Source organism: Bacillus sp. R86525, from assembly GCF_042466195.1.
Taxonomy (GTDB): Bacteria; Bacillota; Bacilli; order Bacillales; family Bacillaceae_G; genus Bacillus_A; species Bacillus_A nitratireducens.
In genome coordinates this window covers 5,252,806-5,277,061 of record NZ_JAXHPX010000007.1, presented here as the reverse complement: position 1 = coordinate 5,277,061, position 24,256 = coordinate 5,252,806, and the positions used below count along the sequence as shown (strand labels likewise).

Sequence of the window (24,256 nt, the reverse complement as noted above, 5' to 3'; positions counted from 1 at the left end):
TAAGTAAAGGAGGTTGAACTAACAATGGCACGTAAAACAAACACTCGTAAAAAACGTGTGAAAAAGAATATTGAAGCTGGTATAGCTCATATTCGTTCTACTTTCAACAACACAATCGTAACACTTACAGATACTCACGGTAACGCACTTTCTTGGTCTAGTGCTGGTGCACTTGGTTTCCGTGGATCTCGTAAATCTACTCCATTCGCTGCGCAAATGGCTGCTGAAGCTGCTTCTAAAGTTGCAATGGAGCACGGTTTAAAAACTTTAGAGGTTACTGTTAAAGGTCCTGGTGCTGGTCGTGAAGCTGCAATTCGTGCTCTTCAAGCTGCAGGTCTAGAAGTAACAGCAATTAGAGATGTTACTCCAGTTCCTCATAATGGATGTCGTCCACCAAAACGTCGTCGTGTGTAATTTTTCTGTATAGAATTTTCCCTTTTGTCTATAATGGATATGATGCATTATCGAGAAATTTCGTACAGAAACATCGCTTGTTGTGCACAATCGGGAACTGCCTAAGGGGGACTTTCGGTTAAACAGAGGCTTGTCCTTTGTTTAACCGGGGTTTCGACGTTTTGAAGGAGGGTTTAGTTAATGATTGAAATCGAAAAACCGAAAATCGAAACGGTTGAACTTAACGAAGATGCTAAGTATGGCAAATTCGTGATTGAACCGCTTGAGCGTGGATATGGTACTACTTTGGGTAACTCCTTACGTCGTATTCTTTTATCCTCACTCCCTGGTGCCGCTGTAACTGCTATCCAAATCGATGGCGTTTTACACGAATTTTCAACAGTTGAGGGCGTAGTAGAGGACGTTACGACGATCATCTTAAACTTGAAAAAGTTAGCTCTTAAAATCTACTCTGAAGAAGAGAAGACGTTGGAAATCGATGTACAGGGCGAAGGTATTGTCACAGCTGCTGATATTACTCACGATAGTGATGTTGAAATCTTAAATCCAGATTTACACATTGCGACGTTAGCAAAAAATGCGCATTTCCGCATGCGTTTAACTGCAAAGCGTGGCCGTGGGTATACGCCAGCTGATGCAAATAAAAGCGAAGATCAACCAATAGGAGTAATTCCTATTGATTCTATTTATACTCCAGTATCACGTGTGACTTACCAAGTGGAAAAGACACGTGTCGGACAAGTGGCTAATTATGATAAGCTTACGCTTGATGTATGGACGGATGGAAGCATCGGCGAAAAGAAGCTATCTCTTTAGGTGCCAAAATCTTAACTGAGCATTTAAATATCTTTGTTGGTTTAACTGATGAAGCACAAAATGCTGAGATTATGGTCGAGAAGGAAGAAGATCAAAAAGAGAAAGTTCTTGAGATGACTATCGAAGAACTAGATCTTTCTGTTCGTTCTTATAATTGCCTAAAACGTGCAGGAATTAATACTGTACAAGAGCTTGCGAACAAAACAGAAGAAGATATGATGAAAGTTCGTAACTTAGGACGTAAATCCTTAGAAGAAGTTAAACATAAACTTGAGGAATTAGGTTTAGGTTTACGTAAAGACGACTGAGGATTTAAACCCATCAACAAAGGAGGGAACTACGAATGGCATACAGAAAATTAGGCCGTACAAGCGCGCAACGTAAAGCTATGTTACGTGATTTAGCTACTGATTTAATTATCAATGAGCGCATCCAAACGACAGAAACTCGTGCAAAAGAACTTCGTTCTGTAGTGGAAAAAATGATCACTTTAGGTAAACGCGGAGATCTTCATGCTCGTCGTCAAGCAGCAGCTTTCATCCGTAATGAAGTTGCTAACGCTGAGACTGGTCAAGATGCACTTCAAAAATTATTCGCTGATGTAGCTCCACGCTATGCTGAGCGCCAAGGCGGATACACTCGTATTGCAAAAATTGGTCCACGTCGCGGAGACGCAGCACCAATGGTAATTATCGAGTTAGTATAATGATGATTAAAAGGGCAGGACAGTTCTTTTCAAGTAACTGGTCATGGCCCTTTTTTTTTAAATATAAAAAAGGCTAACTTGGCGAAGGAAAGGGTGCCTTGTATTGAAAAAAGTGAAACTTCGGACAGAAAATATATCATTTCAATATCCTGGGGCAGCCTCTTATGCATTAAAAGATGTTTCATTTTCCTTATATGAAGGAGAATGGGTATCTGTTATTGGACAAAATGGTTCAGGTAAATCTACACTTGCAAAATTATTGAATGGTTTGTTTTTACCGGAATCAGGGACCATTACTGTAAATGATACAGTGGTTTTATCAGAGGAAACGGTATGGGATGTTCGAAAACAAATTGGGATGGTATTTCAAAATCCTGATAATCAATTTGTTGGAACGACAGTACAAGATGACGTTGTATTTGGTCTAGAAAATATCGGAATGCCAAGGGAGCAGATGGTAGAAAGACTAGAACAAGCCCTGCAACTGGTCCGTATGGAAGATTTTCTTAATGATGAACCCCATTCGTTATCTGGCGGACAAAAACAGCGAGTCGCAATAGCAGGTGTTTTAGCACTTCAGCCATCTATTTTAATACTAGATGAAGCAACTTCAATGTTAGACCCTCAGGGGAGACTTGAAGTAGTAGAAACGGTTAGACAACTTGTTAATCAAAAGGGTATTACGGTGTTATCGATTACGCACGATTTAGAAGAAGCGGCACAGTCAGACCGTATTATTATTTTGAACAAGGGAGAAATATTAGAGGAAGGTACTCCAGAGCAAATTTTCAAATCCTCTCATATGCTCCAAGAGATTGGATTAGATGTACCTTTTTCGGTCAAAATAGCAGAATTATTAAAAAGAAATGAAATTCACTTGCAAAATACGCATCTTACAATGGAAAGCTTGGTGAACGAACTTTGGAGATTACATTCCAAAAAGTAGAACATCGTTATCAATATAAAACTCCATTTGAAAGACGCGCACTTTATGATGTAGACGTGTCGTTTCCAAGTGGGGGCTATTATGCCATTATTGGTCATACTGGTTCAGGAAAGTCGACGATGATTCAACATTTAAATGGTTTATTACAGCCGACAAATGGTACGGTTCAAATTGGCGAACATTTAATTTCAGCAGGTAAGAAAGAAAAGAAACTTAAACCACTACGAAAAAAAGTAGGGGTTGTCTTTCAGTTCCCAGAACATCAGCTATTTGAAGAGACAGTTGAGAAGGATATTTGTTTTGGACCTACTAATTTTGGTGTATCTGAAGAAGAGGCAAAACAAAAGGCGAAAGATGCAATCCGGCTTGTTGGATTGGACATAGATTTATTAGCACGTTCTCCGTTTGAGTTAAGCGGTGGGCAAATGAGGCGCGTTGCAATAGCAGGCGTACTTGCGATGGAACCCGAAGTGCTTGTATTAGATGAGCCTACAGCAGGGCTTGATCCTAAAGGACAGCACGAGCTCATGGAGATGTTTTACAAGCTTCATAAGGAACAGGGGCTTACAGTCATTCTTGTCACCCACAATATGGAGGATGCTGCTAAGTATGCAGATCAAATTGTGGTCATGCATAAAGGAACGGTCTTTTTGCAAGGAAGAGCAGAGGAAGTATTTTCACATGCAGAGGAATTAGAGAAAATTGGTGTGGATCTTCCGATGTCTTTAAAGTATAAACGTGCAATTGAAGAAAAGTTTGGTATTTCAATTTCGAAGGCTACCTTATCTTTAGAGGATCTTACTCATGAAGTTGTACAGGTGTTACGAAAAGGTGGTCATGAATCATGCAGCAGTTGATCATTGGGAGATACATTCCAGGTCAGTCAGTCATTCATAAACTTGATCCTCGTACGAAGCTGTTGATTGTCTTTTTATATGTATTTGTTGTTTTTTTAGCAAATAATGCGATTTCATATGGATTTTTATTTTTGTATGCACTCATTGCTTTATTTTTTGCAAAAGTGCCGATTCGTTATGTACTTTCGGGCTTAAAACCAATTCTATGGATTTTTCTTTTTACATTTTTCCTGCATATTTTTACAAATAAAGAAGGGGAAGTACTATTCCAGCTTGGTTGGTTTTCGATACATGAAAAAGGATTAGAGCAAGGGATATACATTTCTATACGATTCTTCGTTATTATTTTAATGACGACATTATTAACGTTAACGACGACACCTATTGAAATTACAGATGGGTTGGAGACGTTATTAAAGCCGTTGAAGCGTATAAAAGTTCCTGTTCATGAAATCGCATTAATGATGTCAATTTCACTACGTTTTATCCCGACATTAATGGATGAAACGAGTAAAATTATGAAAGCACAAGCGTCACGTGGCATTGATTTCGCCGGGGGACCGATAAAAGATAGGATGAAAGCTATTATTTCACTACTCGTTCCGCTATTTATTAGTGCTTTTAAGCGGGCAGAGGACTTGGCGATTGCGATGGAAGCTCGTGGATATCAAAGTGGCGAAGGACGCACTAAATTTAGGCAACTACGCTGGAAAACAAGTGATACAGTAACGATTATGAGTTTACTTTGTTTAGCTTGTATTTTGGCATGGGTGCGATCTTAATGGAGAATAAAGAAATGGATAGAATAAAATGTACGGTTGCATATGATGGCATGCATTTTTGTGGTTATCAAATTCAGCCGCAGCATCGTACTGTTCAACAAGAGATAGAGAAAGCATTGCAGAAATTGCATAAAGGAGAACTTGTTCGTGTTCAAGCATCGGGCAGAACAGATTCTACCGTTCATGCAAAAGGACAAGTGATACACTTTGATACCCCTTTGTCTCTTGCAGAGTGGCAATGGAGTAATGCTTTAAACACAATGTTGCCAGATGATATTGTTATCAGACAGGTAGAGAAAAAAACAGAAGAATTTCATGCGCGTTACGGTGTCGAGAAAAAAGAATATCGTTATCGTGTATTATTATCAAAGACTGCGGATGTATTCCGTAGAAATTACGTATATCAATATCCATATCCACTTGAAATAAACTCTATAAGAAAAGCGATTCCTTATTTTATTGGAACGCATGATTTCACTTCTTTTTGTTCGGCAAAAACTGACAAAAAAGATAAAGTGCGAACAATTTATGAAATTGAGTTAATTGAGCAAGACGATGAATTAATTTTTCGTTTTGTAGGTAATGGATTTTTATATAATATGGTCAGAATTATTGTTGGTACGTTACTTAACGTAGGGCAAGGAAAGCTTGATCCTGATAGCATTCCAGAGATTTTAGCGAAACAAAATCGCCAGTTTGCTGGAAAGATGGCTCCAGGTCATGGACTTTACTTATGGCAGGTAAACTATAACAACTAATCCTGGTGTAACATTTGCTTGACATTAGAAACTCAAAAGTATATCATAACATATGGTATTGTTTCTAAAACCACGATTAGCCCCGGAAGGAAATCGTGTTTAAGATAAACAATAGATTTTTTCTATGGAAAAGATAACGAGGAGGGAAACACATGCGTACGACTTTTATGGCAAAAGCTAACGAAGTTGAGCGTAAATGGTATGTGGTTGATGCTGAAGGTCAAACTTTAGGTCGCCTATCTACGGAAGTAGCATCCATTTTACGTGGTAAAAACAAACCTACATTTACACCACACGTTGACACGGGTGATCATGTAATTATTATTAACGCTGAGAAAATTCATTTAACAGGTAATAAATTAAACGATAAAATTTACTACCGTCACACTAACCACCCAGGTGGACTTAAGCAAAGAACAGCTCTAGAAATGCGTACAAACTACCCTGTACAAATGTTAGAGCTTGCAATTAAAGGGATGCTTCCAAAAGGACGTTTAGGACGTCAAGTATCTAAGAAATTAAACGTGTATGCTGGAGCAGAGCATCCACACCAAGCACAAAAACCAGAAGTTTACGAACTTCGCGGATAATCAATTAAAGGAGGGCTTACTTTGGCACAGGTTCAATACTATGGCACTGGACGTCGTAAGAGTTCAGTAGCGCGCGTGCGCCTAGTTCCAGGCGAAGGACGCGTTATCATTAACGGTCGTGATTTTGAAAACTATATCCCATTTGCTGCATTACGTGAAGTAGTGAAACAACCTCTAGTTGCAACAGAAACTTTAGGTAACTACGATGTACTTGTAAACGTAAATGGTGGTGGATACACTGGTCAAGCTGGTGCTATTCGTCACGGTATTTCTCGCGCTTTATTAAAAGCTGATCCAGAATACCGTCTAACACTAAAACGTGCAGGTCTATTAACTCGTGACGCACGTATGAAAGAGCGTAAAAAATACGGTCTTAAAGGCGCACGTCGTGCACCTCAGTTCTCAAAACGTTAATTTTTGCGAACTACAAACCCCAACCATTTTGGTTGGGGTTTTTTTGTGTTTAATTCCTCTTTTACAATTTTTTTAGTTTGGAATATTTTAGTGCTAGGGCCTCGCGTATGCTTCTTCTTTAGAAGCTTAGACTAATACGTATTAGGGAGGTTTATAAGTACTATGAATGTCATTGTCAGCTTACAAGAAAAACAAAAAGAAAAGCAGTTAAAATACGAGCGGAAGATGCTACGAGAATTATCATTAAAAACATTGCGCTCAAATATTCGTGATGCCTTTCAGATGCAAGAACTTCATCGTCAGTATGAAGATTATTGTATTGAACTAGGGATAGAATCTTATTTATTAGGAGCGAGATACAGTAAATTTGGTTATTATGGTGAATCATTCTTTGATGTGAAATATAGAGCCTTAGAAGAAGAGCAACAATTAACTGAAACATTATTTCAATTTTTAACAAGTATGACTATGCGTGAAATTAAATTGCAAGACGAGGAATTACTTTTTGAATCTTGCCAGCAGTTTATCGGCCTGTGGTGGCAGGAAGGGTATGAAAAAGGTGAACGAAGATATCGATTAAAGCTGCATTAAGACAAGCATAAACTTTCCTCTTGTCCCATATAAGTAATTAGAGGGACTAGCTGGAGGAGGAAAGGTATGAAGAGAATTCGAATTATCTCTTTTGCGCTCGCTGCGGTTGTTTTGTTTTTTTTAGTCAAACAAGAATTTCAAATTACAAAATCGTGGCGAGCATGGAATTTACCCTTATCAGGGAAAGTGATTGTACTCGACGCTGGGCATGGTGGTCCAGACGGAGGGGCTGTTGGTGGAAAGGATATTGTAGAAAAAGATATTACGCTCGAGATTACAAAAAAAGTACAAGATTATTTACAAGAACAAGGTGCGTTAGTTATTTTAACTCGTGAAGGAGATTATGATTTAGCTAACAAAGATACAAAGTCATATAGTAGGCGTAAAGCAGAGGACTTAAAAAGGCGTGTAGAGATTATTAATAAGCCTGATGTAGACTTTTTTGCAAGCATTCATTTAAACGCTCTAACTAGCAGTGGATCTAAAGGCGCACAAACGTTCTACTACCGTTCTTTAATTGAAAATGAACGGGCTGCGAAATTTATTCAGGCTGAATTGAGAACGAGCTTAGAAAATACGAATCGTTCTGCTAAAACAATTCCTCACGTGTACTTATTGAAGTATGCTAAAAAACCGGGTGCTTTAATTGAGGCCGGCTTTTTGTCGAATGTGAATGAAAGGTATATGCTAAATTCGGAGAAGTACCAGCAAAAAGTAGCAGCTGCAATATATCGTGGTATATTACGTTATTTCACAGAAAAAGGAAATCCTCCGGAATAAGGAGGATTTTTCGAGTTTCTCTCGTTAACGAAGTTTTCCGAAAATATGTTATACTGGAAATGTAAACGCATTTATTTCAAAAATAAAGAGAGATAAATTCAATTAACATTACGTTATTTTTCATACAGGGGGCTGGGCTAATTATGGTAACAAAAGAGCAGGTAGTGGAAGCGTTGGAAGGGATTGTAGATCCATTTTTACATAAAACGTTAAAAGAAACAAATGCAATTAAAGAGGTAACAGTCAAGCCTGAGAAGGAACATGTAAGTGTTAAAATTGCAATTGTAAAAACAGGTACAGCGGAACAAATGCAGTTGCAGTCTGGAATTGTAAAGTTAGTAAAAGAACTTGGGGCAACAACAGTTGGACTTCGTTTTGCAGAATTTACAGAAGAGGAATTAGCTCAGTTTGCACCACCGCAAGAGGAAGAGAAAAGTGAATCTTTATTATCGCCGAACTCACATACAACATTTTTAGCAGTGGCAAGTGGAAAAGGTGGAGTAGGGAAATCGACTGTTTCCGTTAACCTTGCAATTGCTTTAGCTCGTCTAGGAAAAAAAGTCGGTATCATTGATGCGGATATTTACGGTTTTAGTGTACCTGATATGATGGGCATCGAAAAACGCCCAATCGTAAGAGGGGATAAGATAATACCAGTGGAGCGTCTAGGTGTGAAAGTAATCTCAATGGGATTCTTTGTAGAAGATAACGCACCCGTTATTTGGAGAGGACCGATGCTTGGGAAAATGTTAAATCACTTTTTCACAGAAGTAGAATGGGGTGATTTAGATTACTTAGTATTGGATTTACCACCAGGTACGGGTGATGTTGCTCTAGATCTGCATTCGATGTTGCCGGCTTGCAAAGAGATTATTGTAACAACGCCGCATCCAACAGCTGCATTTGTAGCAGCGCGTGCTGGAGCTATGGCTTTACGTACAGAACATAGTATTCTTGGTGTTGTTGAAAATATGGCGTATTTTGAAAGTAAAGCAACTGGTGAAAAAGAGTATGTGTTTGGAAGAGGTGGAGGAGATAAATTAGCTACGGAACTCCAAACAGATGTGCTTGGCCGAATTCCACTTCAACAACCGGATTGGAATAAAGAGGACTTTGCGCCGTCAGTATATGAGGATACACATACAACTGGTCTTATTTATCGTTCGATAGCTGAGACAGTTATTGATAAAACAGCTGTTACACAAAAGTAAAGTAGTAACGAGTGGACAATATATCATTGTCCACTCGTTACTATAATTTTTATTATTGTTCTTTGTTCCCATCTTGAGAACCGCCTGCACCTTTTTTATCAGACCCGCCTTTTTCAGCTTTTTGTACACCTTTACTAATGATGTCAATCATCTTAGCCTGGAAGAGTGGACTTTCGGCAGTTTCGGTTAGTACTTGTTGTAAATATTGACGATACTCTTTACTCTTCATTGTTTGTAACATAATTTTTTCTACTTCAGGATTTTTCATAATCTCTATAACACCTGATTGGTATTCAGGGTCTTTTAGTAAAGTTTTCATTAAGTTTGTTTGTTCTTTTCCCATACTTTTAGCAAATTTTGATGAGAACTCAGGGTCTTTAAAGAGCTTTTCCCAGAATTGTTGCCCTTTTTCAGATACCATCGCATCTTCGATCGTTTTCTTTACTACTGTTTCATCTAGTATGAGTGCTTGTTTCATTTTTTCATCAGTTAATACATCTTGGATCGCTTTTTTTCCTTGATCTGTTTTTAAAATATCAACAATCATTTTTTTTGTTTGATCATAATCAAGTTCGGATTTTGCTTCTTTTTCTTGTGCACATGCCACTAGTGCGATAAATAGAAAAGAAGAAATCAAAACGAGCAGCAGCCGTTTCATAAATTGGAGCTCCTTTCAGCACAGTTCTCTTTTTTTAATATAAATCTCTTTAAGGAATTTATACATTAACATGGCTAGCTTTTTGAAATTGTCATTGATACAATTTAATTAGAAATATAAGAATAATGGGGGATGTGTTGTGAATAGCCGCAAGTGGGTACGACTATTTTTTACGACGTTATTTCTGGGTGGGATTAGCACAGTCATTATTGGATTTGTTTTAGAGTGGGACAAGTACGCTAAATTTTTTCAAAATTTCGACGGAAAAGAGATTTTAGCAATTTCTTTTTGGTTGATGGGCGTAGGATTTATTTTTAGTGTTATAAGTCAAATGGGGTTCTTTGCGTATTTAACAATCCATCGTTTTGGATTAGGGATGTTTCGATCATCGTCTTTATGGAATGCGGTGCAACTCTTCTTTATTGCGTTCGTATTGTTTGATTTCGTTTATTTAAGGTCAGTACTTATTGCGAATGGGGAAGTTTCATTAGGGAATAACATACTTGTTGCGGGGATGTTATTTGTGTTTGGGGCAATTGTCGCATACATAAAGAGTAAAGAAACGAATAAAAAAGCATTTGTGCCCGCTCTGTTCTTTATGGTTGTTGTAACAATTCTTGAATGGGTACCAGCGCTCCGGATTAATGATACAGATTGGTTGTATTTAATGGTGATACCACTCCTATTATGTAATACATATCAGTTACTTGTATTGCATCGTTTAATCGGACAAAAAAGTAAGTCAGCTTAACTTAATGAGGAGAGTGGATTTGTAATTAGCCAGATTCTTATCATTTGTAAATACCAGGATAAAAAAGCTCTGCTATCTTTCATTAAGATAGCAGAGCTTTTATGTGTGAGGAATTGTGTAGAAAGGAATTACTTAATATCTTCGCTTTGCGTACTTGTGTTGGAAATAAGTTGTGATACAGAGGTTTGTTCATATCCGTCGCTCTTTAATTTTTGTAAGAGTAATGGTAAAGCCTTATTTGTTTGAAGAGCAGAATCAGAAGCGTGTAATAAGACAATATCCCCACCCCTTAAATTGCTAGAGACTGTGGAAACGATTTTATTTACGCCGGGATTTTTCCAGTCATTTGAATTGTTACTCCAATGAACGATGGTGTATCCGAGTGATTCTGCTATTTTAAGGGTTGTTTTGTTAAAGTCGCCACTAGGTGGGCGTAATAGCTTGACTTGTTTTACACCAAGTTTCGTAAAAACATCTTGCGCGCGCAAAAGATCCCTTCGTATTTCATTTGCTTCTAGTGAATTGTAGGATGTGTAATTATAGCCCATACTACCAATCTCATGTCCATCTTTCATGATTCGTTCGACAATATCAGGGTGTCTTTCGGCCCATGCAGCAGAGAGAAAGAAGGTTGCATTCTTAATTTCTCTTTCTTTGAGTGTATTAAGGATTGGAATAGCTTTTTTATCTCCCCAACTAATGTCGAACGTGAATGCAACTTGTTTTTTTGCGGTGTCCCCTTTGTAAATCACTTTAGGACCAGTAGCAGTTGAAAAAGCAGATTCATGTGAATATGTTTTTAAAAAGAGTAACCATGCTGTAAATAAGGAAAGTACGACTATTAAGCTAATGTGTTTAAATGTTCTTTTACTCGTAATAAAAAAGAAAAACATAATATTACGCCCCTTTGTCCAATCCTTTTCAGTTACATATATGCTTTAAATTTAAAAAAGAGAACAAGGGATTAACATCGTAAGTGGTGGATATAATGAATGATAGAATTTTATTTTTAGATGATACATTATTGGTAATTGAAAATGAGTGGGGCGTTTATTGATATATGTAAGGAACTATTGGGGTGATAATTTGCTTGGGATTATGTTAACGAAGGAAGAGAGAAAAGAAATGGAATACATATTGAAGAGGGAGTTAGAGGAACTTTTATTTGATTTTGAAGATGAGCGTATACATAGCGTTGTGAAAAAGGCGATGGAAGAAAGATATAAAATCATTTTTTGTTTATTTCGGAGAGTTGCTAATAGGGAAGAATGTATTCGTTATATAAGAAAAAGAATTTTTTATTAAAAAGTGTTGACGTTAAGAGTAAGTATATGATAAATTAATAACCGTCGCTGATGCAGAAACGCAGCAAACGACAAAAAAGAAATTGAAAAACTTAGTTGACATCGAAAAACGAGGATGTTAACATAAGGAAGTCGCAAATAAGCGACTAAGTAGTTCTTTGAAAACTGAACGAAACAAACAACGTGAACGTCAATTTTTATTTTTAGATGCTAGACAAACTAACTTTATTGGAGAGTTTGATCCTGGCTCAGGATGAACGCTGGCGGCGTGCCTAATACATGCAAGTCGAGCGAATGGATTGAGAGCTTGCTCTCAAGAAGTTAGCGGCGGACGGGTGAGTAACACGTGGGTAACCTGCCCATAAGACTGGGATAACTCCGGGAAACCGGGGCTAATACCGGATAATATTTTGAACTGCATGGTTCGAAATTGAAAGGCGGCTTCGGCTGTCACTTATGGATGGACCCGCGTCGCATTAGCTAGTTGGTGAGGTAACGGCTCACCAAGGCAACGATGCGTAGCCGACCTGAGAGGGTGATCGGCCACACTGGGACTGAGACACGGCCCAGACTCCTACGGGAGGCAGCAGTAGGGAATCTTCCGCAATGGACGAAAGTCTGACGGAGCAACGCCGCGTGAGTGATGAAGGCTTTCGGGTCGTAAAACTCTGTTGTTAGGGAAGAACAAGTGCTAGTTGAATAAGCTGGCACCTTGACGGTACCTAACCAGAAAGCCACGGCTAACTACGTGCCAGCAGCCGCGGTAATACGTAGGTGGCAAGCGTTATCCGGAATTATTGGGCGTAAAGCGCGCGCAGGTGGTTTCTTAAGTCTGATGTGAAAGCCCACGGCTCAACCGTGGAGGGTCATTGGAAACTGGGAGACTTGAGTGCAGAAGAGGAAAGTGGAATTCCATGTGTAGCGGTGAAATGCGTAGAGATATGGAGGAACACCAGTGGCGAAGGCGACTTTCTGGTCTGTAACTGACACTGAGGCGCGAAAGCGTGGGGAGCAAACAGGATTAGATACCCTGGTAGTCCACGCCGTAAACGATGAGTGCTAAGTGTTAGAGGGTTTCCGCCCTTTAGTGCTGAAGTTAACGCATTAAGCACTCCGCCTGGGGAGTACGGCCGCAAGGCTGAAACTCAAAGGAATTGACGGGGGCCCGCACAAGCGGTGGAGCATGTGGTTTAATTCGAAGCAACGCGAAGAACCTTACCAGGTCTTGACATCCTCTGAAAACCCTAGAGATAGGGCTTCTCCTTCGGGAGCAGAGTGACAGGTGGTGCATGGTTGTCGTCAGCTCGTGTCGTGAGATGTTGGGTTAAGTCCCGCAACGAGCGCAACCCTTGATCTTAGTTGCCATCATTAAGTTGGGCACTCTAAGGTGACTGCCGGTGACAAACCGGAGGAAGGTGGGGATGACGTCAAATCATCATGCCCCTTATGACCTGGGCTACACACGTGCTACAATGGACGGTACAAAGAGCTGCAAGACCGCGAGGTGGAGCTAATCTCATAAAACCGTTCTCAGTTCGGATTGTAGGCTGCAACTCGCCTACATGAAGCTGGAATCGCTAGTAATCGCGGATCAGCATGCCGCGGTGAATACGTTCCCGGGCCTTGTACACACCGCCCGTCACACCACGAGAGTTTGTAACACCCGAAGTCGGTGGGGTAACCTTTATGGAGCCAGCCGCCTAAGGTGGGACAGATGATTGGGGTGAAGTCGTAACAAGGTAGCCGTATCGGAAGGTGCGGCTGGATCACCTCCTTTCTATGGAGAATTGATGAACGCAGTTCATCAATAAACGTTGACTTGTTTCGTTTCGTTCAGTTTTGAGAGAACTATCTCTCAAGTTTAAATGTATGTTCTTTGAAAACTAGATAACAGTGTAGCTCATATTTTTTTAATTTTAGTTTGGTTAAGTTAGAAAGGGCGCACGGTGGATGCCTTGACACTAGGAGTCGATGAAGGACGGGACTAACGCCGATATGCTTCGGGGAGCTGTAAGTAAGCTTTGATCCGAAGATTTCCGAATGGGGAAACCCACTATACGTAATGGTATGGTATCCTTACCTGAATACATAGGGTATGGAAGACAGACCCAGGGAACTGAAACATCTAAGTACCTGGAGGAAGAGAAAGCAAATGCGATTTCCTGAGTAGCGGCGAGCGAAACGGAATCTAGCCCAAACCAAGAGGCTTGCCTCTTGGGGTTGTAGGACATTCTATACGGAGTTACAAAGGAACGAGGTAGACGAAGCGACCTGGAAAGGTCCGTCACAGAGGGTAACAACCCCGTAGTCGAAACTTCGTTCTCTCTTGAATGTATCCTGAGTACGGCGGAACACGTGAAATTCCGTCGGAATCTGGGAGGACCATCTCCCAAGGCTAAATACTCCCTAGTGATCGATAGTGAACCAGTACCGTGAGGGAAAGGTGAAAAGCACCCCGGAAGGGGAGTGAAAGAGATCCTGAAACCGTGTGCCTACAAATAGTCAGAGCCCGTTAATGGGTGATGGCGTGCCTTTTGTAGAATGAACCGGCGAGTTACGATCCCGTGCAAGGTTAAGTTGAAGAGACGGAGCCGCAGCGAAAGCGAGTCTGAATAGGGCGTTTAGTACGTGGTCGTAGACCCGAAACCAGGTGATCTACCCATGTCCAGGGTGAAGTTCAGGTAACACTGAATGGAGGCCCGAACCCACGCACGTTGAAAAGTGCGGGGATGAGGTGTGGGTAGCGGAGAAATTCCAATCGAACCTGGAGATAGCTGGTTCTCCCCGAAATAGCTTTAGGGCTAGCCTTAAGTGTAAGAGTCTTGGAGGTAGAGCACTGATTGAACTAGGGGTCCTCATCGGATTACCGAATTCAGTCAAACTCCGAATGCCAATGACTTATCCTTAGGAGTCAGACTGCGAGTGATAAGATCCGTAGTCAAGAGGGAAACAGCCCAGATCGCCAGCTAAGGTCCCAAAGTGTGTATTAAGTGGAAAAGGATGTGGAGTTGCTTAGACAACTAGGATGTTGGCTTAGAAGCAGCCACCATTTAAAGAGTGCGTAATAGCTCACTAGTCGAGTGACTCTGCGCCGAAAATGTACCGGGGCTAAATACACCACCGAAGCTGCGAATTGATACCTATGTATCAGTGGTAGGGGAGCGTTCTAAGTGCAGTGAAGTCAGACCGGAAGGACTGGTGGAGCGCTTAGAAGTGAGAATGCCGGTATGAGTAGCGAAAGACGGGTGAGAATCCCGTCCACCGAATGCCTAAGGTTTCCTGAGGAAGGCTCGTCCGCTCAGGGTTAGTCAGGACCTAAGCCGAGGCCGACAGGCGTAGGCGATGGACAACAGGTTGATATTCCTGTACCACCTCTTTATCGTTTGAGCAATGGAGGGACGCAGAAGGATAGAAGAAGCGTGCGATTGGTTGTGCACGTCCAAGCAGTTAGGCTGATAAGTAGGCAAATCCGCTTATCGTGAAGGCTGAGCTGTGATGGGGAAGCTCCTTATGGAGCGAAGTCTTTGATTCCCCGCTGCCAAGAAAAGCTTCTAGCGAGATAAAAGGTGCCTGTACCGCAAACCGACACAGGTAGGCGAGGAGAGAATCCTAAGGTGTGCGAGAGAACTCTGGTTAAGGAACTCGGCAAAATGACCCCGTAACTTCGGGAGAAGGGGTGCTTTCTTAACGGAAAGCCGCAGTGAATAGGCCCAAGCGACTGTTTAGCAAAAACACAGGTCTCTGCGAAGCCGTAAGGCGAAGTATAGGGGCTGACACCTGCCCGGTGCTGGAAGGTTAAGGAGAGGGGTTAGCGTAAGCGAAGCTCTGAACTGAAGCCCCAGTAAACGGCGGCCGTAACTATAACGGTCCTAAGGTAGCGAAATTCCTTGTCGGGTAAGTTCCGACCCGCACGAAAGGTGTAACGATTTGGGCACTGTCTCAACCAGAGACTCGGTGAAATTATAGTACCTGTGAAGATGCAGGTTACCCGCGACAGGACGGAAAGACCCCGTGGAGCTTTACTGTAGCCTGATATTGAATTTTGGTACAGTTTGTACAGGATAGGCGGGAGCCATTGAAACCGGAGCGCTAGCTTCGGTGGAGGCGCTGGTGGGATACCGCCCTGACTGTATTGAAATTCTAACCTACGGGTCTTATCGACCCGGGAGACAGTGTCAGGTGGGCAGTTTGACTGGGGCGGTCGCCTCCTAAAGTGTAACGGAGGCGCCCAAAGGTTCCCTCAGAATGGTTGGAAATCATTCGTAGAGTGCAAAGGCATAAGGGAGCTTGACTGCGAGACCTACAAGTCGAGCAGGGACGAAAGTCGGGCTTAGTGATCCGGTGGTTCCGCATGGAAGGGCCATCGCTCAACGGATAAAAGCTACCCCGGGGATAACAGGCTTATCTCCCCCAAGAGTCCACATCGACGGGGAGGTTTGGCACCTCGATGTCGGCTCATCGCATCCTGGGGCTGTAGTCGGTCCCAAGGGTTGGGCTGTTCGCCCATTAAAGCGGTACGCGAGCTGGGTTCAGAACGTCGTGAGACAGTTCGGTCCCTATCCGTCGTGGGCGTAGGAAATTTGAGAGGAGCTGTCCTTAGTACGAGAGGACCGGGATGGACGCACCGCTGGTGTACCAGTTGTTCTGCCAAGGGCATAGCTGGGTAGCTATGTGCGGAAGGGATAAGTGCTGAAAGCATCTAAGCATGAAGCCCCCCTCAAGATGAGATTTCCCATAGCGTAAGCTAGTAAGATCCCTGAAAGATGATCAGGTTGATAGGTTCGAGGTGGAAGCATGGTGACATGTGGAGCTGACGAATACTAATAGATCGAGGACTTAACCATATAATATGTAGCGATGTTATCTAGTTTTGAAGGAATATATGTTTAGATTTCTTCTTGACATTCTGAAAAGAATGTGTATAATGATAAAAGTCTGGTAATGATGGCAGAGAGGTCACACCCGTTCCCATACCGAACACGGAAGTTAAGCTCTCTAGCGCCGATGGTAGTTGGGACCTTGTCCCTGTGAGAGTAGGACGTTGCCAGGCTTGTATTATTCCGCAGTAGCTCAGCGGTAGAGCTATCGGCTGTTAACCGATCGGTCGTAGGTTCGATTCCTACCTGCGGAGCCATTATGCTTCCATAGCTCAGCTGGTAGAGTACTTCCATGGTAAGGAAGAGGTCACCGGTTCAAGCCCGGTTGGAAGCTTGAGAAAAGTTTTGATTTTTTTTTGGCCCGTTGGTCAAGTGGTTAAGACACCGCCCTTTCACGGCGGTAACACGGGTTCGAATCCCGTACGGGTCACCACTTTTGGAGGATTAGCTCAGCTGGGAGAGCACCTGCCTTACAAGCAGGGGGTCGGCGGTTCGATCCCGTCATCCTCCACCATATATATTTAAATGTCGGAGGGGTAGCGAAGTGGCTAAACGCGGCGGACTGTAAATCCGCTCCTTCGGGTTCGGCAGTTCGAATCTGCCCCCCTCCACCATTTTCTTTAAAATAACCTGAAAGGGTTTATTTTTTTGAGAAGATAACCATACTAGTAAATATTAATGGGCTATAGCCAAGCGGTAAGGCAACGGACTTTGACTCCGTCATGCGCTGGTTCGAATCCAGCTAGCCCAGCCATTTACGAGCCATTAGCTCAGTTGGTAGAGCATCTGACTTTTAATCAGAGGGTCGAAGGTTCGAATCCTTCATGGCTCACCATTTTCGCGGAAGTAGTTCAGTGGTAGAATACAACCTTGCCAAGGTTGGGGTCGCGGGTTCGAATCCCGTCTTCCGCTTTATTACTACGGGGCCTTAGCTCAGCTGGGAGAGCGCCTGCCTTGCACGCAGGAGGTCAGCGGTTCGATCCCGCTAGGCTCCATATAAATAGGAAAAGCTTACATCATTTGATGTAAGCTTTTTTGTGTTTAAATTTTATTGGGAAAGGCAACTTTCATATTTGTCGTTTAAAATGAAGAAAAGGTGTAAATAAGGAACGGGGGATAATTATGAAAGTTGTCATTGCATCTGATTCATATAAAGAAAGTTTGAAAGCTATGGAGGTATGTGAAGCTATTGAAAGAGGTTTTGCAGCAGTTTTTCCTAAAGCAGAGTACGTTAAAGTACCAATTGGAGATGGAGGTGAAGGAACGGTCGAATCTCTTGTTGGTGCTACAATGGGGGAAATTATATCACTTAATGTGACAGGGCCGCTTGGAGAGAGCGTGCAAGCCTTTTATGGTATGTCTAAGGATAAGGAGACAGCATTTATTGAAATGTCAGCAGCATCAGGATTACAACACGTTCCAATTGAAAAGAGAAACCCACTTATTACAACAACAAAAGGGACAGGTGAACTTATATTACATGCATTAGATCAAGGAGTGAAACACATTATTTTAGGACTTGGAGGAAGTGCTACAAATGATGGTGGAGCTGGTATGCTATCTGCTTTAGGCGCAAGGTTTATAAACAGGAAAGGTGAAGTAATAGACCCCTCTGGAGGGACATTACATTTGATTACTACTGTTGACCTTTCTAGGATTGATTCACGTCTAAAGGATCTAAAGTTAGAAGCGGCGTGTGATGTAGATAATCCTTTAGTTGGAGCTAGCGGGGCATCTTTTGTATTTGCGAGACAAAAGGGTGCAAATGTAGAGATGATGAAAGAGCTAGATGAGAATTTAAAACATTATGCTACTATACTTAAACAACATGTGTCTTTAGATGTATCTGAAATGCCAGGGGCGGGGGCAGCTGGAGGAATGGGAGCAGCTGTCGTTGCAGTTCTAAAGGGGCAGTTAAGAAAAGGAATTGAAATTGTATTAGATTATACAAATTTTGATAAGTGTATAGAGGGTGCCGACCTGATTGTAACTGGTGAGGGAAGAATAGATGAACAAACAGCGTATGGAAAAGCTCCTGTTGGTGTCGCGAAGCGGGCGAAATGTCGTCATATTCCTGTAATTGCTATTGGTGGATCTGTATCCTCGAATTATACGGCTGTTTACGAAAAGGGGATTGATGCAGTGTTTAGTATTACAGCGGGTCCAATGACATTAGAAGAAGCATATAAAAGGGCAGAAGAGAATATCGAAATGACAGCAAGAAATATTGCAGTAGTGTGGAAACTAGCATCAGAAAAACGCTTCTAAATGTAGAAGTGTTTTTTAATTCATTTATTTGATGATATTTTGCATAATCCTGAGTGATGATGGAGAAAAGTGCTTATAAAAATATTAGCTGATAGAAAGGTCAGTTGTTTCATTAAGTTAACTTTATACATAGAATAGGCTTAAAATTTAGGTTTTAAGGAGAGTACAAGTGAATATATTGTATATCCATGCAGAAAAATGTCGAGTTGAGTCAGACTATATAAAAGATTTAAAATATTTAGGAAGGCATAAAAGGGGGATACTATCTATGAAAAAAGAAATCTCAGTTATTGGAGTTCCAATGGATTTAGGACAGATGCGTCGCGGGGTTGATATGGGACCAAGCGCGATCCGTTATGCAGGGGTAATTGAAAGAATTGAACAAATTGGATATGACGTTAAAGATTTGGGAGATATATGTATTGAGAGAGAAAAAGAAGTAGATGAAAATACAAAATTAAGAAACCTTACACAAGTTGCAACTGTATGTAATGAATTAGCTAGTAAGGTTGATCATATTATAGAAGAAGGTCGTTTTCCACTTGTATTAGGCGGTGACCATAGTATTGCTATCGGTACGCTAGCTGGTGTAGCGAAACATTATAAAAATTTAGGTGTTATTTGGTATGATGCACATGGTGATTTAAATACAGAAGAGACTTCACCATCTGGAAATATTCACGGTATGTCACTTGCTGCAAGTTTAGGCTATGGACATCCGACGCTTGTAGACTTATATGAAGCATATCCAAAGGTGAAGAAAGAGAACGTTGTAATTATCGGTGCACGTGCATTGGATGAAGGAGAAAAAGACTTTATTCGCGATGAAGGCATTAAAGTATTCTCAATGCATGAAATCGATCGTATGGGTATGACGGCTGTTATGGAAGAAACAATTGCGTATTTATCTCATACGGATGGCGTTCATTTATCATTAGATCTAGATGGGCTTGATCCTCATGACGCACCAGGAGTTGGAACACCTGTAATTGGTGGTCTATCTTATCGTGAAAGCCACTTAGCGATGGAGATGTTAGCAGAAGCTGATATTGTTACATCTGCTGAGTTTGTTGAAGTAAATACAATTTTAGATGAGAGAAACAGAACAGCAACAACAGCGGTTGCTTTAATGGGTTCTTTATTCGGTGAAAAACTGAAATAAATGTAAGAAAAGCAACTGTGAAGTTGCTTTTTTTATTGGAAAATAGGCGTATAATAATGACTTATATTATACTGTATGGTAAGAAAGTTTGACATCTTACCAATTTAGGCTAAAGGGGGCGGGGCGTTTGTAATTGTCGTTTGTTTCATGTATGGTATAATTAACTAGTTGTTGGAAATACATACAGATAGAGCATAAAACAATATTTCAATATATGGATAGAATTGCTCGTAAGTAGGAGGAAGGGTTAGCATGCCTTTTGAAGATACGACCATTTTGAAATATCTTAGTACGGCATTAGATATTGCTGTTGTATGGTTTATTATATATAAGCTAATTCTTATAATCCGGGGCACGAAGGCTGTTCAACTTTTAAAAGGTATTACAGTTATTATTGTCGTCCGGATGATCAGTATTTTACTTGAATTGCATACGCTATATTGGCTAACGGAACAAGTATTAACGTGGGGATTCTTAGCTGTTATTATTATCTTCCAGCCAGAATTGCGAAGAGCACTTGAGCAGCTAGGACGAGGTAGCCTGTTTTCGCGTGTGGGAACTCACGAGGAAGATGAACCTGAAATTGTTGCAACAGCGATAGCGAAAGCTACGGAATATATGGGAAAACGAAGAATAGGTGCATTAATTACGTTGTCAAAAGAGACTGGGATGGGTGACTATGTGGAAACGGGTATTCCGCTGAACGCAAATGTGTCATCAGAATTACTCATTAATATTTTTATCCCTAATACGCCTCTTCATGATGGAGCAGTAATTATGCAGGGAAGTACAATTAAAGCAGCAGCATGTTATCTTCCGCTATCAGAAAGTCCGTTTATTTCTAAGGAGTTAGGAACAAGGCATCGCGCTGCAATGGGAGTTAGTGAAGTTACTGATAGTATTACAGTAGTTGTGTCGGAAGAAACGGGTCAAATTTCTTTAACGAAAAACGGTGAGTTACATCGTGATTTGAAGACAGAGCAGCTGAAGGATATGTTGTTAGCAGAATTTAGTGGGAACGAAAAAACGACTTCTTCGTCTTTATGGAATTGGAGGAGAAAGCGTCATGGATAAGTTAATGGAGAATCATTGGTTTTTAAAAGGAATCTCATTACTATTGGCGTGTATGCTTTTCATGTCAGCAACTTTAACTGAAAAAAATACGACATCGAGTATATTACCTTTCGTAAATGAAACGAAAGAAACATTAACTGATTATCCTATTACCCTTAAGTATGATGAAGAGAAATATATTGTAAGTGGTATTCCATCAGGTGGAGTCAAGGTGAAGTTGGAAGGTCCAAAATCAGCAGTTGCTACAGCAAAAGCAAAAAAACAATTTGATATATCAGTTGATTTGCGAGATAGTCCAAAAGGAACTTATGAAGTTTCTTTAAAAGCGAATGGGCTTCCAGATGATGTGAAAGGAACAGTCCAACCAGCAACAATCAAAGTCACTCTGCATGAAAAAGCGAAAAAGTATGTTCATGTAGACTTGAAATTATCAAATGAAGATCAGATGCCAGCGGGTGCTACTCTTGAAAAATCAAACATTAAACCTGATACTGTTGAGGTAGTTGGGACGAAAGAAGAAATAGAAAGTATTTCATCTGCTAAGGCGTATATTGATTTGAAAGGTGTTAATAAAACTGTTACAAAAACACCCGAAGTTACATTATACAATAAAGAAGGAAAACGTTTAAATGTAAGAACAAGTCCATCTAAAATTAGTGTAACGTTGAATGTGGTGACGCAAGCTACAGCAAATAACGTCGAAAAAACAGTGCCTTTAACATATTCGAAAAAAGGGAATTTACCAGAAGGTTTAGCTGTTACAAATATTAGTGTTGAACCAAAAGAAGTAACGATAGCAGGTCCAAAAGACATTTTGGATAATATACAATCTATAGAGGGGGTCGAGGTAGATCTTAGTCAATTGACGGATTCTACAACATTCGATGCCTCTGTTTTATTGCCAAAAGGTGTAACAAGTGCAAAACCAAATCAAGTGAAGGTTTCCGTAGGGGTACAAAAGGTAAAACAAACGAAAAGTAAAACTATTGATGGTATCCCAATTCAAAAAAGTGGAATTCCGAATGATGTTACTGCGCAGCTACTTTCGCCACAAGATGGAAAGATAAGCGTTGATATTTCAGGAGAAGCAAGTATAGTAGATAAAATAACAGCTGCTCAAATAACAGCTGCGATTAATCTGCAAAATGTACCTCCGGGGACCAAGGATGTTTCTATTCAAGTGAGCGGTCCTGGTAATATTTCAATAGAACCAAAACAAAAAAGTGCTAAAGTCACAATTGTGAAGAAAGAAAAGCAGGATAAAGAAGTACAGGGTAATATTGAACAACCAAATTCAACAAACAATAAAGAAAATCAGACTGAAAAACCAAAAAATCCTGAACCTGATCCAGAAAAGGATCAGGAAAAAGATAAAGACAAAGAAAAAGATAAAGATAAAGAAAATGGCCAAGAAACGAGCCAAGAACCAACAGTAGATAATCAAAAAGAGCACGAAAAAGGAGCGAATAATAATGGGTAAATATTTTGGTACAGACGGAGTACGCGGGGTTGCAAATAAGGAATTAACACCTGAATTAGCATTCAAAATTGGACGTTTTGGCGGCTATGTATTAACAAAAGATACAGATCGTCCAAAAGTAATTATTGGCCGTGATACACGTGTATCTGGACATATGTTAGAAGGAGCTTTAGTAGCAGGTCTATTATCAACTGGAGCAGAAGTAATGCGTCTTGGTGTTATTTCTACACCAGGTGTGGCTTATTTAACAAAAGCTTTAGATGCACAAGCGGGTGTTATGATTTCTGCATCTCATAATCCAGTACAAGATAATGGAATTAAGTTCTTCGGTTCAGATGGTTTCAAATTAACAGATGAGCAAGAAGCTGAAATTGAAGCATTATTAGACAAAGAAGTTGACGAGTTACCACGTCCAACAGGTACTAACCTTGGCCAAGTGAGTGATTACTTTGAAGGTGGACAAAAGTATTTACAATACATTAAACAAACTGTAGAGGAAGATTTCTCTGGTTTACATATTGCTTTAGATTGCGCACACGGTGCGACTTCTTCTTTAGCTCCATACTTATTTGCAGACTTAGAAGCTGATATTTCAACGATGGGAACTTCTCCAAACGGTATGAATATTAACGAAGGCGTAGGATCTACACATCCAGAAGTCTTAGCTGAATTAGTAAAAGAAAAAGGTGCTGATATCGGACTTGCTTTTGATGGTGATGGCGACCGTTTAATCGCGGTAGATGAAAAAGGAAACATCGTTGATGGCGATCAAATTATGTTTATTTGTGCGAAGTATATGAAAGAAACTGGTCAATTGAAACATAATACAGTTGTTTCAACAGTTATGAGTAACTTAGGCTTCTACAAAGCACTTGAAGCAAACAATATTACAAGTGATAAAACAGCAGTTGGTGACCGCTACGTAATGGAAGAAATGAAACGTGGTGGATATAACCTGGGCGGAGAACAATCAGGTCACATTATCTTACTTGATTACATTACAACTGGTGATGGAATGTTAAGTGCACTTCAACTTGTAAACATCATGAAAATGACGAAAAAGCCATTATCTGAGCTTGCAGGCGAGATGACAAAATTCCCACAATTACTAGTAAACGTTCGTGTAACAGATAAAAAACTAGCATTAGAAAACGAGAAAATTAAAGAAATTATTCGTGTTGTAGAGGAAGAGATGAACGGAGACGGTCGTATTCTTGTTCGTCCATCTGGAACAGAACCACTTATTCGTGTAATGGCAGAAGCACCGACACAAGAAATTTGTGATGGGTATGTACATCGTATTGTAGAAGTTGTGAAAGCTGAAGTTGGCGTTGAATAATTCGCCGATTTTATTTAAAAGGAGCACAAAAAGTGCTCCTTTTTCATATGTTTTATAGACAATGAAAAAAATTTCATTGACGATTTATATTGTTTGTTATACGATGGTCTTGTTCTTTTTCTCAAAGGAAATATTGTAAATTATAAAAGCGCCAGAACTACAAGTAGTGTAGTTGACGAGGTGGAGTTTATCGAGATTTCGGCGGATGACTCCCGGTTGTTCATCACAACCGCAATCTTTTACTTAAAACATTAAGGTGACTTAGTGGACAAAGGTGAAAGTGTGATGAGAGAAAAGGAACGGATGAATACTAGCTGTATAAGTATATACGGACTTTAACCCAATCGAGAGGAAGGTGAAAGCCGTTACAAGCTTACAGGGCTAGCAATATGTAATCCGTTTTTTTAATATAACTAAATGGTATCGGACTATGTCGTTACATGTTCGCAAAGCAGTGTAAGCATTTGTAACGGCGACT

At 40.6% G+C, this 24,256-nt stretch carries 20 protein-coding genes, 9 tRNA genes, 3 rRNA genes and 2 pseudogenes; 32 read left to right on the top strand and 2 right to left on the bottom strand.

Going from position 1 to position 24,256, the window contains the following annotated elements; genetic code table 11:
• The first annotated feature begins 24 nt into the window (after nucleotides 1–24).
• The 12 genes and pseudogenes from rpsK to SJY24_RS29710 all read left to right on the top strand — a co-directional run bounded on the left by rpsK (nucleotide 25) and on the right by SJY24_RS29710 (nucleotide 8,865).
• Entirely contained in the window at nucleotides 25–414 is a 390-nt protein-coding gene (rpsK, locus tag SJY24_RS29765; protein ID WP_002009745.1) for a 30S ribosomal protein S11, read from the top strand.
• Nucleotides 415–594: 180 nt separating this feature from the next.
• Nucleotides 595–1,538, top strand: a pseudogene (locus SJY24_RS29760) (DNA-directed RNA polymerase subunit alpha).
• A 35-nt stretch (nucleotides 1,539–1,573) separates the two neighbouring features.
• Nucleotides 1,574–1,936, top strand: coding sequence for a 50S ribosomal protein L17 (gene rplQ / locus SJY24_RS29755; protein WP_000331490.1), 363 nt, complete (start codon nucleotides 1,574–1,576; stop codon nucleotides 1,934–1,936).
• A 103-nt stretch (nucleotides 1,937–2,039) separates the two neighbouring features.
• Nucleotides 2,040–2,882 (top strand): energy-coupling factor ABC transporter ATP-binding protein, encoded by an 843-nt coding sequence (locus tag SJY24_RS29750; RefSeq protein ID WP_377867191.1) that lies wholly within the window; start codon nucleotides 2,040–2,042, stop codon nucleotides 2,880–2,882.
• Nucleotides 2,858–3,739, top strand: a complete 882-nt coding sequence (locus SJY24_RS29745) for an energy-coupling factor ABC transporter ATP-binding protein (protein ID WP_377867190.1) — start codon at nucleotides 2,858–2,860, stop codon at nucleotides 3,737–3,739. The genes SJY24_RS29750 and SJY24_RS29745 overlap by 25 nt, the downstream gene beginning before the upstream one ends.
• Complete coding sequence (locus SJY24_RS29740; protein WP_377867189.1) at nucleotides 3,727–4,521, top strand: energy-coupling factor transporter transmembrane component T family protein; 795 nt, start codon at nucleotides 3,727–3,729, stop codon at nucleotides 4,519–4,521. The genes SJY24_RS29745 and SJY24_RS29740 overlap by 13 nt, the downstream gene beginning before the upstream one ends.
• Before the next feature lie 14 nt (nucleotides 4,522–4,535).
• Entirely contained in the window at nucleotides 4,536–5,279 is a 744-nt protein-coding gene (gene truA / locus SJY24_RS29735) for a tRNA pseudouridine(38-40) synthase TruA (RefSeq protein ID WP_002094769.1), read from the top strand.
• 152 nt (nucleotides 5,280–5,431) lie between these two features.
• A complete protein-coding gene (rplM, locus tag SJY24_RS29730; RefSeq protein WP_001260795.1) occupies nucleotides 5,432–5,869 on the top strand; it encodes a 50S ribosomal protein L13 in 438 nt (145 codons plus the stop codon).
• A 21-nt stretch (nucleotides 5,870–5,890) separates the two neighbouring features.
• Nucleotides 5,891–6,283, top strand: a complete 393-nt coding sequence (gene rpsI, locus SJY24_RS29725; protein WP_000079986.1) for a 30S ribosomal protein S9 — start codon at nucleotides 5,891–5,893, stop codon at nucleotides 6,281–6,283.
• Between the two features lie 162 nt (nucleotides 6,284–6,445).
• Nucleotides 6,446–6,874 (top strand): YbaK family protein, encoded by a 429-nt coding sequence (locus SJY24_RS29720; RefSeq protein ID WP_001101006.1) that lies wholly within the window; start codon nucleotides 6,446–6,448, stop codon nucleotides 6,872–6,874.
• Nucleotides 6,875–6,940: 66 nt separating this feature from the next.
• Nucleotides 6,941–7,654, top strand: coding sequence for an N-acetylmuramoyl-L-alanine amidase CwlD (cwlD, locus tag SJY24_RS29715; RefSeq protein ID WP_000822448.1), 714 nt, complete (start codon nucleotides 6,941–6,943; stop codon nucleotides 7,652–7,654).
• A gap of 143 nt (nucleotides 7,655–7,797) precedes the next feature.
• Nucleotides 7,798–8,865 carry an Mrp/NBP35 family ATP-binding protein gene (locus SJY24_RS29710; RefSeq protein WP_071747335.1) on the top strand — a complete coding sequence of 356 codons (1,068 nt, stop codon included), beginning with the start codon at nucleotides 7,798–7,800 and terminating at the stop codon, nucleotides 8,863–8,865.
• Nucleotides 8,866–8,917: 52 nt separating this feature from the next.
• Here SJY24_RS29710 and gerD read toward each other — a convergent pair whose 3' ends face one another.
• Nucleotides 8,918–9,523, bottom strand: a complete 606-nt coding sequence (gene gerD / locus SJY24_RS29705; RefSeq protein WP_377867188.1) for a spore germination lipoprotein GerD — start codon at nucleotides 9,521–9,523, stop codon at nucleotides 8,918–8,920.
• A gap of 139 nt (nucleotides 9,524–9,662) precedes the next feature.
• Between gerD and kbaA the strand changes: the two genes are divergently transcribed.
• Nucleotides 9,663–10,274, top strand: a complete 612-nt coding sequence (gene kbaA, locus SJY24_RS29700; protein ID WP_377867187.1) for a KinB signaling pathway activation protein KbaA — start codon at nucleotides 9,663–9,665, stop codon at nucleotides 10,272–10,274.
• Between the two features lie 128 nt (nucleotides 10,275–10,402).
• On the opposite strand, the gene pdaB is transcribed toward kbaA, so the two are convergent.
• A complete protein-coding gene (gene pdaB, locus SJY24_RS29695; protein ID WP_377867186.1) occupies nucleotides 10,403–11,167 on the bottom strand; it encodes a polysaccharide deacetylase family sporulation protein PdaB in 765 nt (254 codons plus the stop codon).
• Nucleotides 11,168–11,360: 193 nt separating this feature from the next.
• Here pdaB and SJY24_RS29690 point away from each other — a divergent pair, with 193 nt between their 5' ends.
• From SJY24_RS29690 to SJY24_RS29600, 19 genes and pseudogenes are all read left to right on the top strand, one after another.
• Entirely contained in the window at nucleotides 11,361–11,579 is a 219-nt protein-coding gene (locus SJY24_RS29690) for a hypothetical protein (protein WP_377867185.1), read from the top strand.
• Nucleotides 11,580–11,803: 224 nt separating this feature from the next.
• Nucleotides 11,804–13,355 (top strand): 16S ribosomal RNA (locus SJY24_RS29685).
• A 146-nt stretch (nucleotides 13,356–13,501) separates the two neighbouring features.
• Nucleotides 13,502–16,422 (top strand): 23S ribosomal RNA (locus SJY24_RS29680).
• A gap of 90 nt (nucleotides 16,423–16,512) precedes the next feature.
• Nucleotides 16,513–16,628, top strand: a 5S ribosomal RNA gene (gene rrf, locus SJY24_RS29675).
• The 16S, 23S and 5S rRNA genes sit together here with 9 tRNA genes alongside, the layout of an rRNA operon.
• A gap of 9 nt (nucleotides 16,629–16,637) precedes the next feature.
• Nucleotides 16,638–16,712 (top strand) — tRNA-Asn (locus SJY24_RS29670).
• A 4-nt stretch (nucleotides 16,713–16,716) separates the two neighbouring features.
• Nucleotides 16,717–16,789, top strand: a tRNA-Thr gene (locus SJY24_RS29665).
• 24 nt (nucleotides 16,790–16,813) lie between these two features.
• Nucleotides 16,814–16,888: transfer RNA gene (locus SJY24_RS29660), tRNA-Glu, on the top strand.
• Nucleotides 16,889–16,893: 5 nt separating this feature from the next.
• A tRNA-Val gene (locus tag SJY24_RS29655) sits at nucleotides 16,894–16,969 on the top strand.
• A gap of 16 nt (nucleotides 16,970–16,985) precedes the next feature.
• Nucleotides 16,986–17,069: transfer RNA gene (locus SJY24_RS29650), tRNA-Tyr, on the top strand.
• A gap of 65 nt (nucleotides 17,070–17,134) precedes the next feature.
• Nucleotides 17,135–17,209, top strand: a tRNA-Gln gene (locus tag SJY24_RS29645).
• Nucleotides 17,210–17,214: 5 nt separating this feature from the next.
• Nucleotides 17,215–17,290 (top strand) — tRNA-Lys (locus SJY24_RS29640).
• 5 nt (nucleotides 17,291–17,295) lie between these two features.
• Nucleotides 17,296–17,367, top strand: a tRNA-Gly gene (locus SJY24_RS29635).
• 10 nt (nucleotides 17,368–17,377) lie between these two features.
• Nucleotides 17,378–17,450: transfer RNA gene (locus tag SJY24_RS29630), tRNA-Ala, on the top strand.
• 127 nt (nucleotides 17,451–17,577) lie between these two features.
• Complete coding sequence (locus SJY24_RS29625; RefSeq protein WP_377867184.1) at nucleotides 17,578–18,723, top strand: glycerate kinase; 1,146 nt, start codon at nucleotides 17,578–17,580, stop codon at nucleotides 18,721–18,723.
• A gap of 268 nt (nucleotides 18,724–18,991) precedes the next feature.
• On the top strand, nucleotides 18,992–19,885 hold the full coding sequence (rocF, locus tag SJY24_RS29620; RefSeq protein ID WP_000711584.1) for an arginase: 894 nt from the start codon (nucleotides 18,992–18,994) through the stop codon (nucleotides 19,883–19,885).
• A gap of 252 nt (nucleotides 19,886–20,137) precedes the next feature.
• Nucleotides 20,138–20,959, top strand: a complete 822-nt coding sequence (gene cdaA / locus SJY24_RS29615) for a diadenylate cyclase CdaA (protein WP_001115704.1) — start codon at nucleotides 20,138–20,140, stop codon at nucleotides 20,957–20,959.
• A complete protein-coding gene (locus tag SJY24_RS29610; protein WP_377867183.1) occupies nucleotides 20,952–22,439 on the top strand; it encodes a CdaR family protein in 1,488 nt (495 codons plus the stop codon). Before cdaA ends, SJY24_RS29610 begins: the two co-directional genes overlap by 8 nt.
• Nucleotides 22,432–23,778 carry a phosphoglucosamine mutase gene (glmM, locus tag SJY24_RS29605; protein WP_002151225.1) on the top strand — a complete coding sequence of 449 codons (1,347 nt, stop codon included), beginning with the start codon at nucleotides 22,432–22,434 and terminating at the stop codon, nucleotides 23,776–23,778. Before SJY24_RS29610 ends, glmM begins: the two co-directional genes overlap by 8 nt.
• Before the next feature lie 285 nt (nucleotides 23,779–24,063).
• A pseudogene (locus tag SJY24_RS29600) lies at nucleotides 24,064–24,248 on the top strand (hypothetical protein).
• Nucleotides 24,249–24,256 lie beyond the last annotated feature (8 nt).

Coding starts and splice junctions, on each gene's coding strand:
- rpsK (WP_002009745.1), top strand. CDS start 25: ATGGCACGTAAAACAAACACTCGTAAAAAACGTGTGAAAAAGAATATT.
- rplQ (WP_000331490.1), top strand. CDS start 1,574: ATGGCATACAGAAAATTAGGCCGTACAAGCGCGCAACGTAAAGCTATG.
- SJY24_RS29740 (WP_377867189.1), top strand. CDS start 3,727: ATGCAGCAGTTGATCATTGGGAGATACATTCCAGGTCAGTCAGTCATT.
- truA (WP_002094769.1), top strand. CDS start 4,536: ATGGATAGAATAAAATGTACGGTTGCATATGATGGCATGCATTTTTGT.
- rplM (WP_001260795.1), top strand. CDS start 5,432: ATGCGTACGACTTTTATGGCAAAAGCTAACGAAGTTGAGCGTAAATGG.
- SJY24_RS29720 (WP_001101006.1), top strand. CDS start 6,446: ATGAATGTCATTGTCAGCTTACAAGAAAAACAAAAAGAAAAGCAGTTA.
- cwlD (WP_000822448.1), top strand. CDS start 6,941: ATGAAGAGAATTCGAATTATCTCTTTTGCGCTCGCTGCGGTTGTTTTG.
- SJY24_RS29710 (WP_071747335.1), top strand. CDS start 7,798: ATGGTAACAAAAGAGCAGGTAGTGGAAGCGTTGGAAGGGATTGTAGAT.
- gerD (WP_377867188.1), bottom strand. CDS start 9,523: ATGAAACGGCTGCTGCTCGTTTTGATTTCTTCTTTTCTATTTATCGCA.
- pdaB (WP_377867186.1), bottom strand. CDS start 11,167: ATGTTTTTCTTTTTTATTACGAGTAAAAGAACATTTAAACACATTAGC.
- SJY24_RS29625 (WP_377867184.1), top strand. CDS start 17,578: ATGAAAGTTGTCATTGCATCTGATTCATATAAAGAAAGTTTGAAAGCT.
- rocF (WP_000711584.1), top strand. CDS start 18,992: ATGAAAAAAGAAATCTCAGTTATTGGAGTTCCAATGGATTTAGGACAG.
- cdaA (WP_001115704.1), top strand. CDS start 20,138: ATGCCTTTTGAAGATACGACCATTTTGAAATATCTTAGTACGGCATTA.
- SJY24_RS29610 (WP_377867183.1), top strand. CDS start 20,952: ATGGATAAGTTAATGGAGAATCATTGGTTTTTAAAAGGAATCTCATTA.
- glmM (WP_002151225.1), top strand. CDS start 22,432: ATGGGTAAATATTTTGGTACAGACGGAGTACGCGGGGTTGCAAATAAG.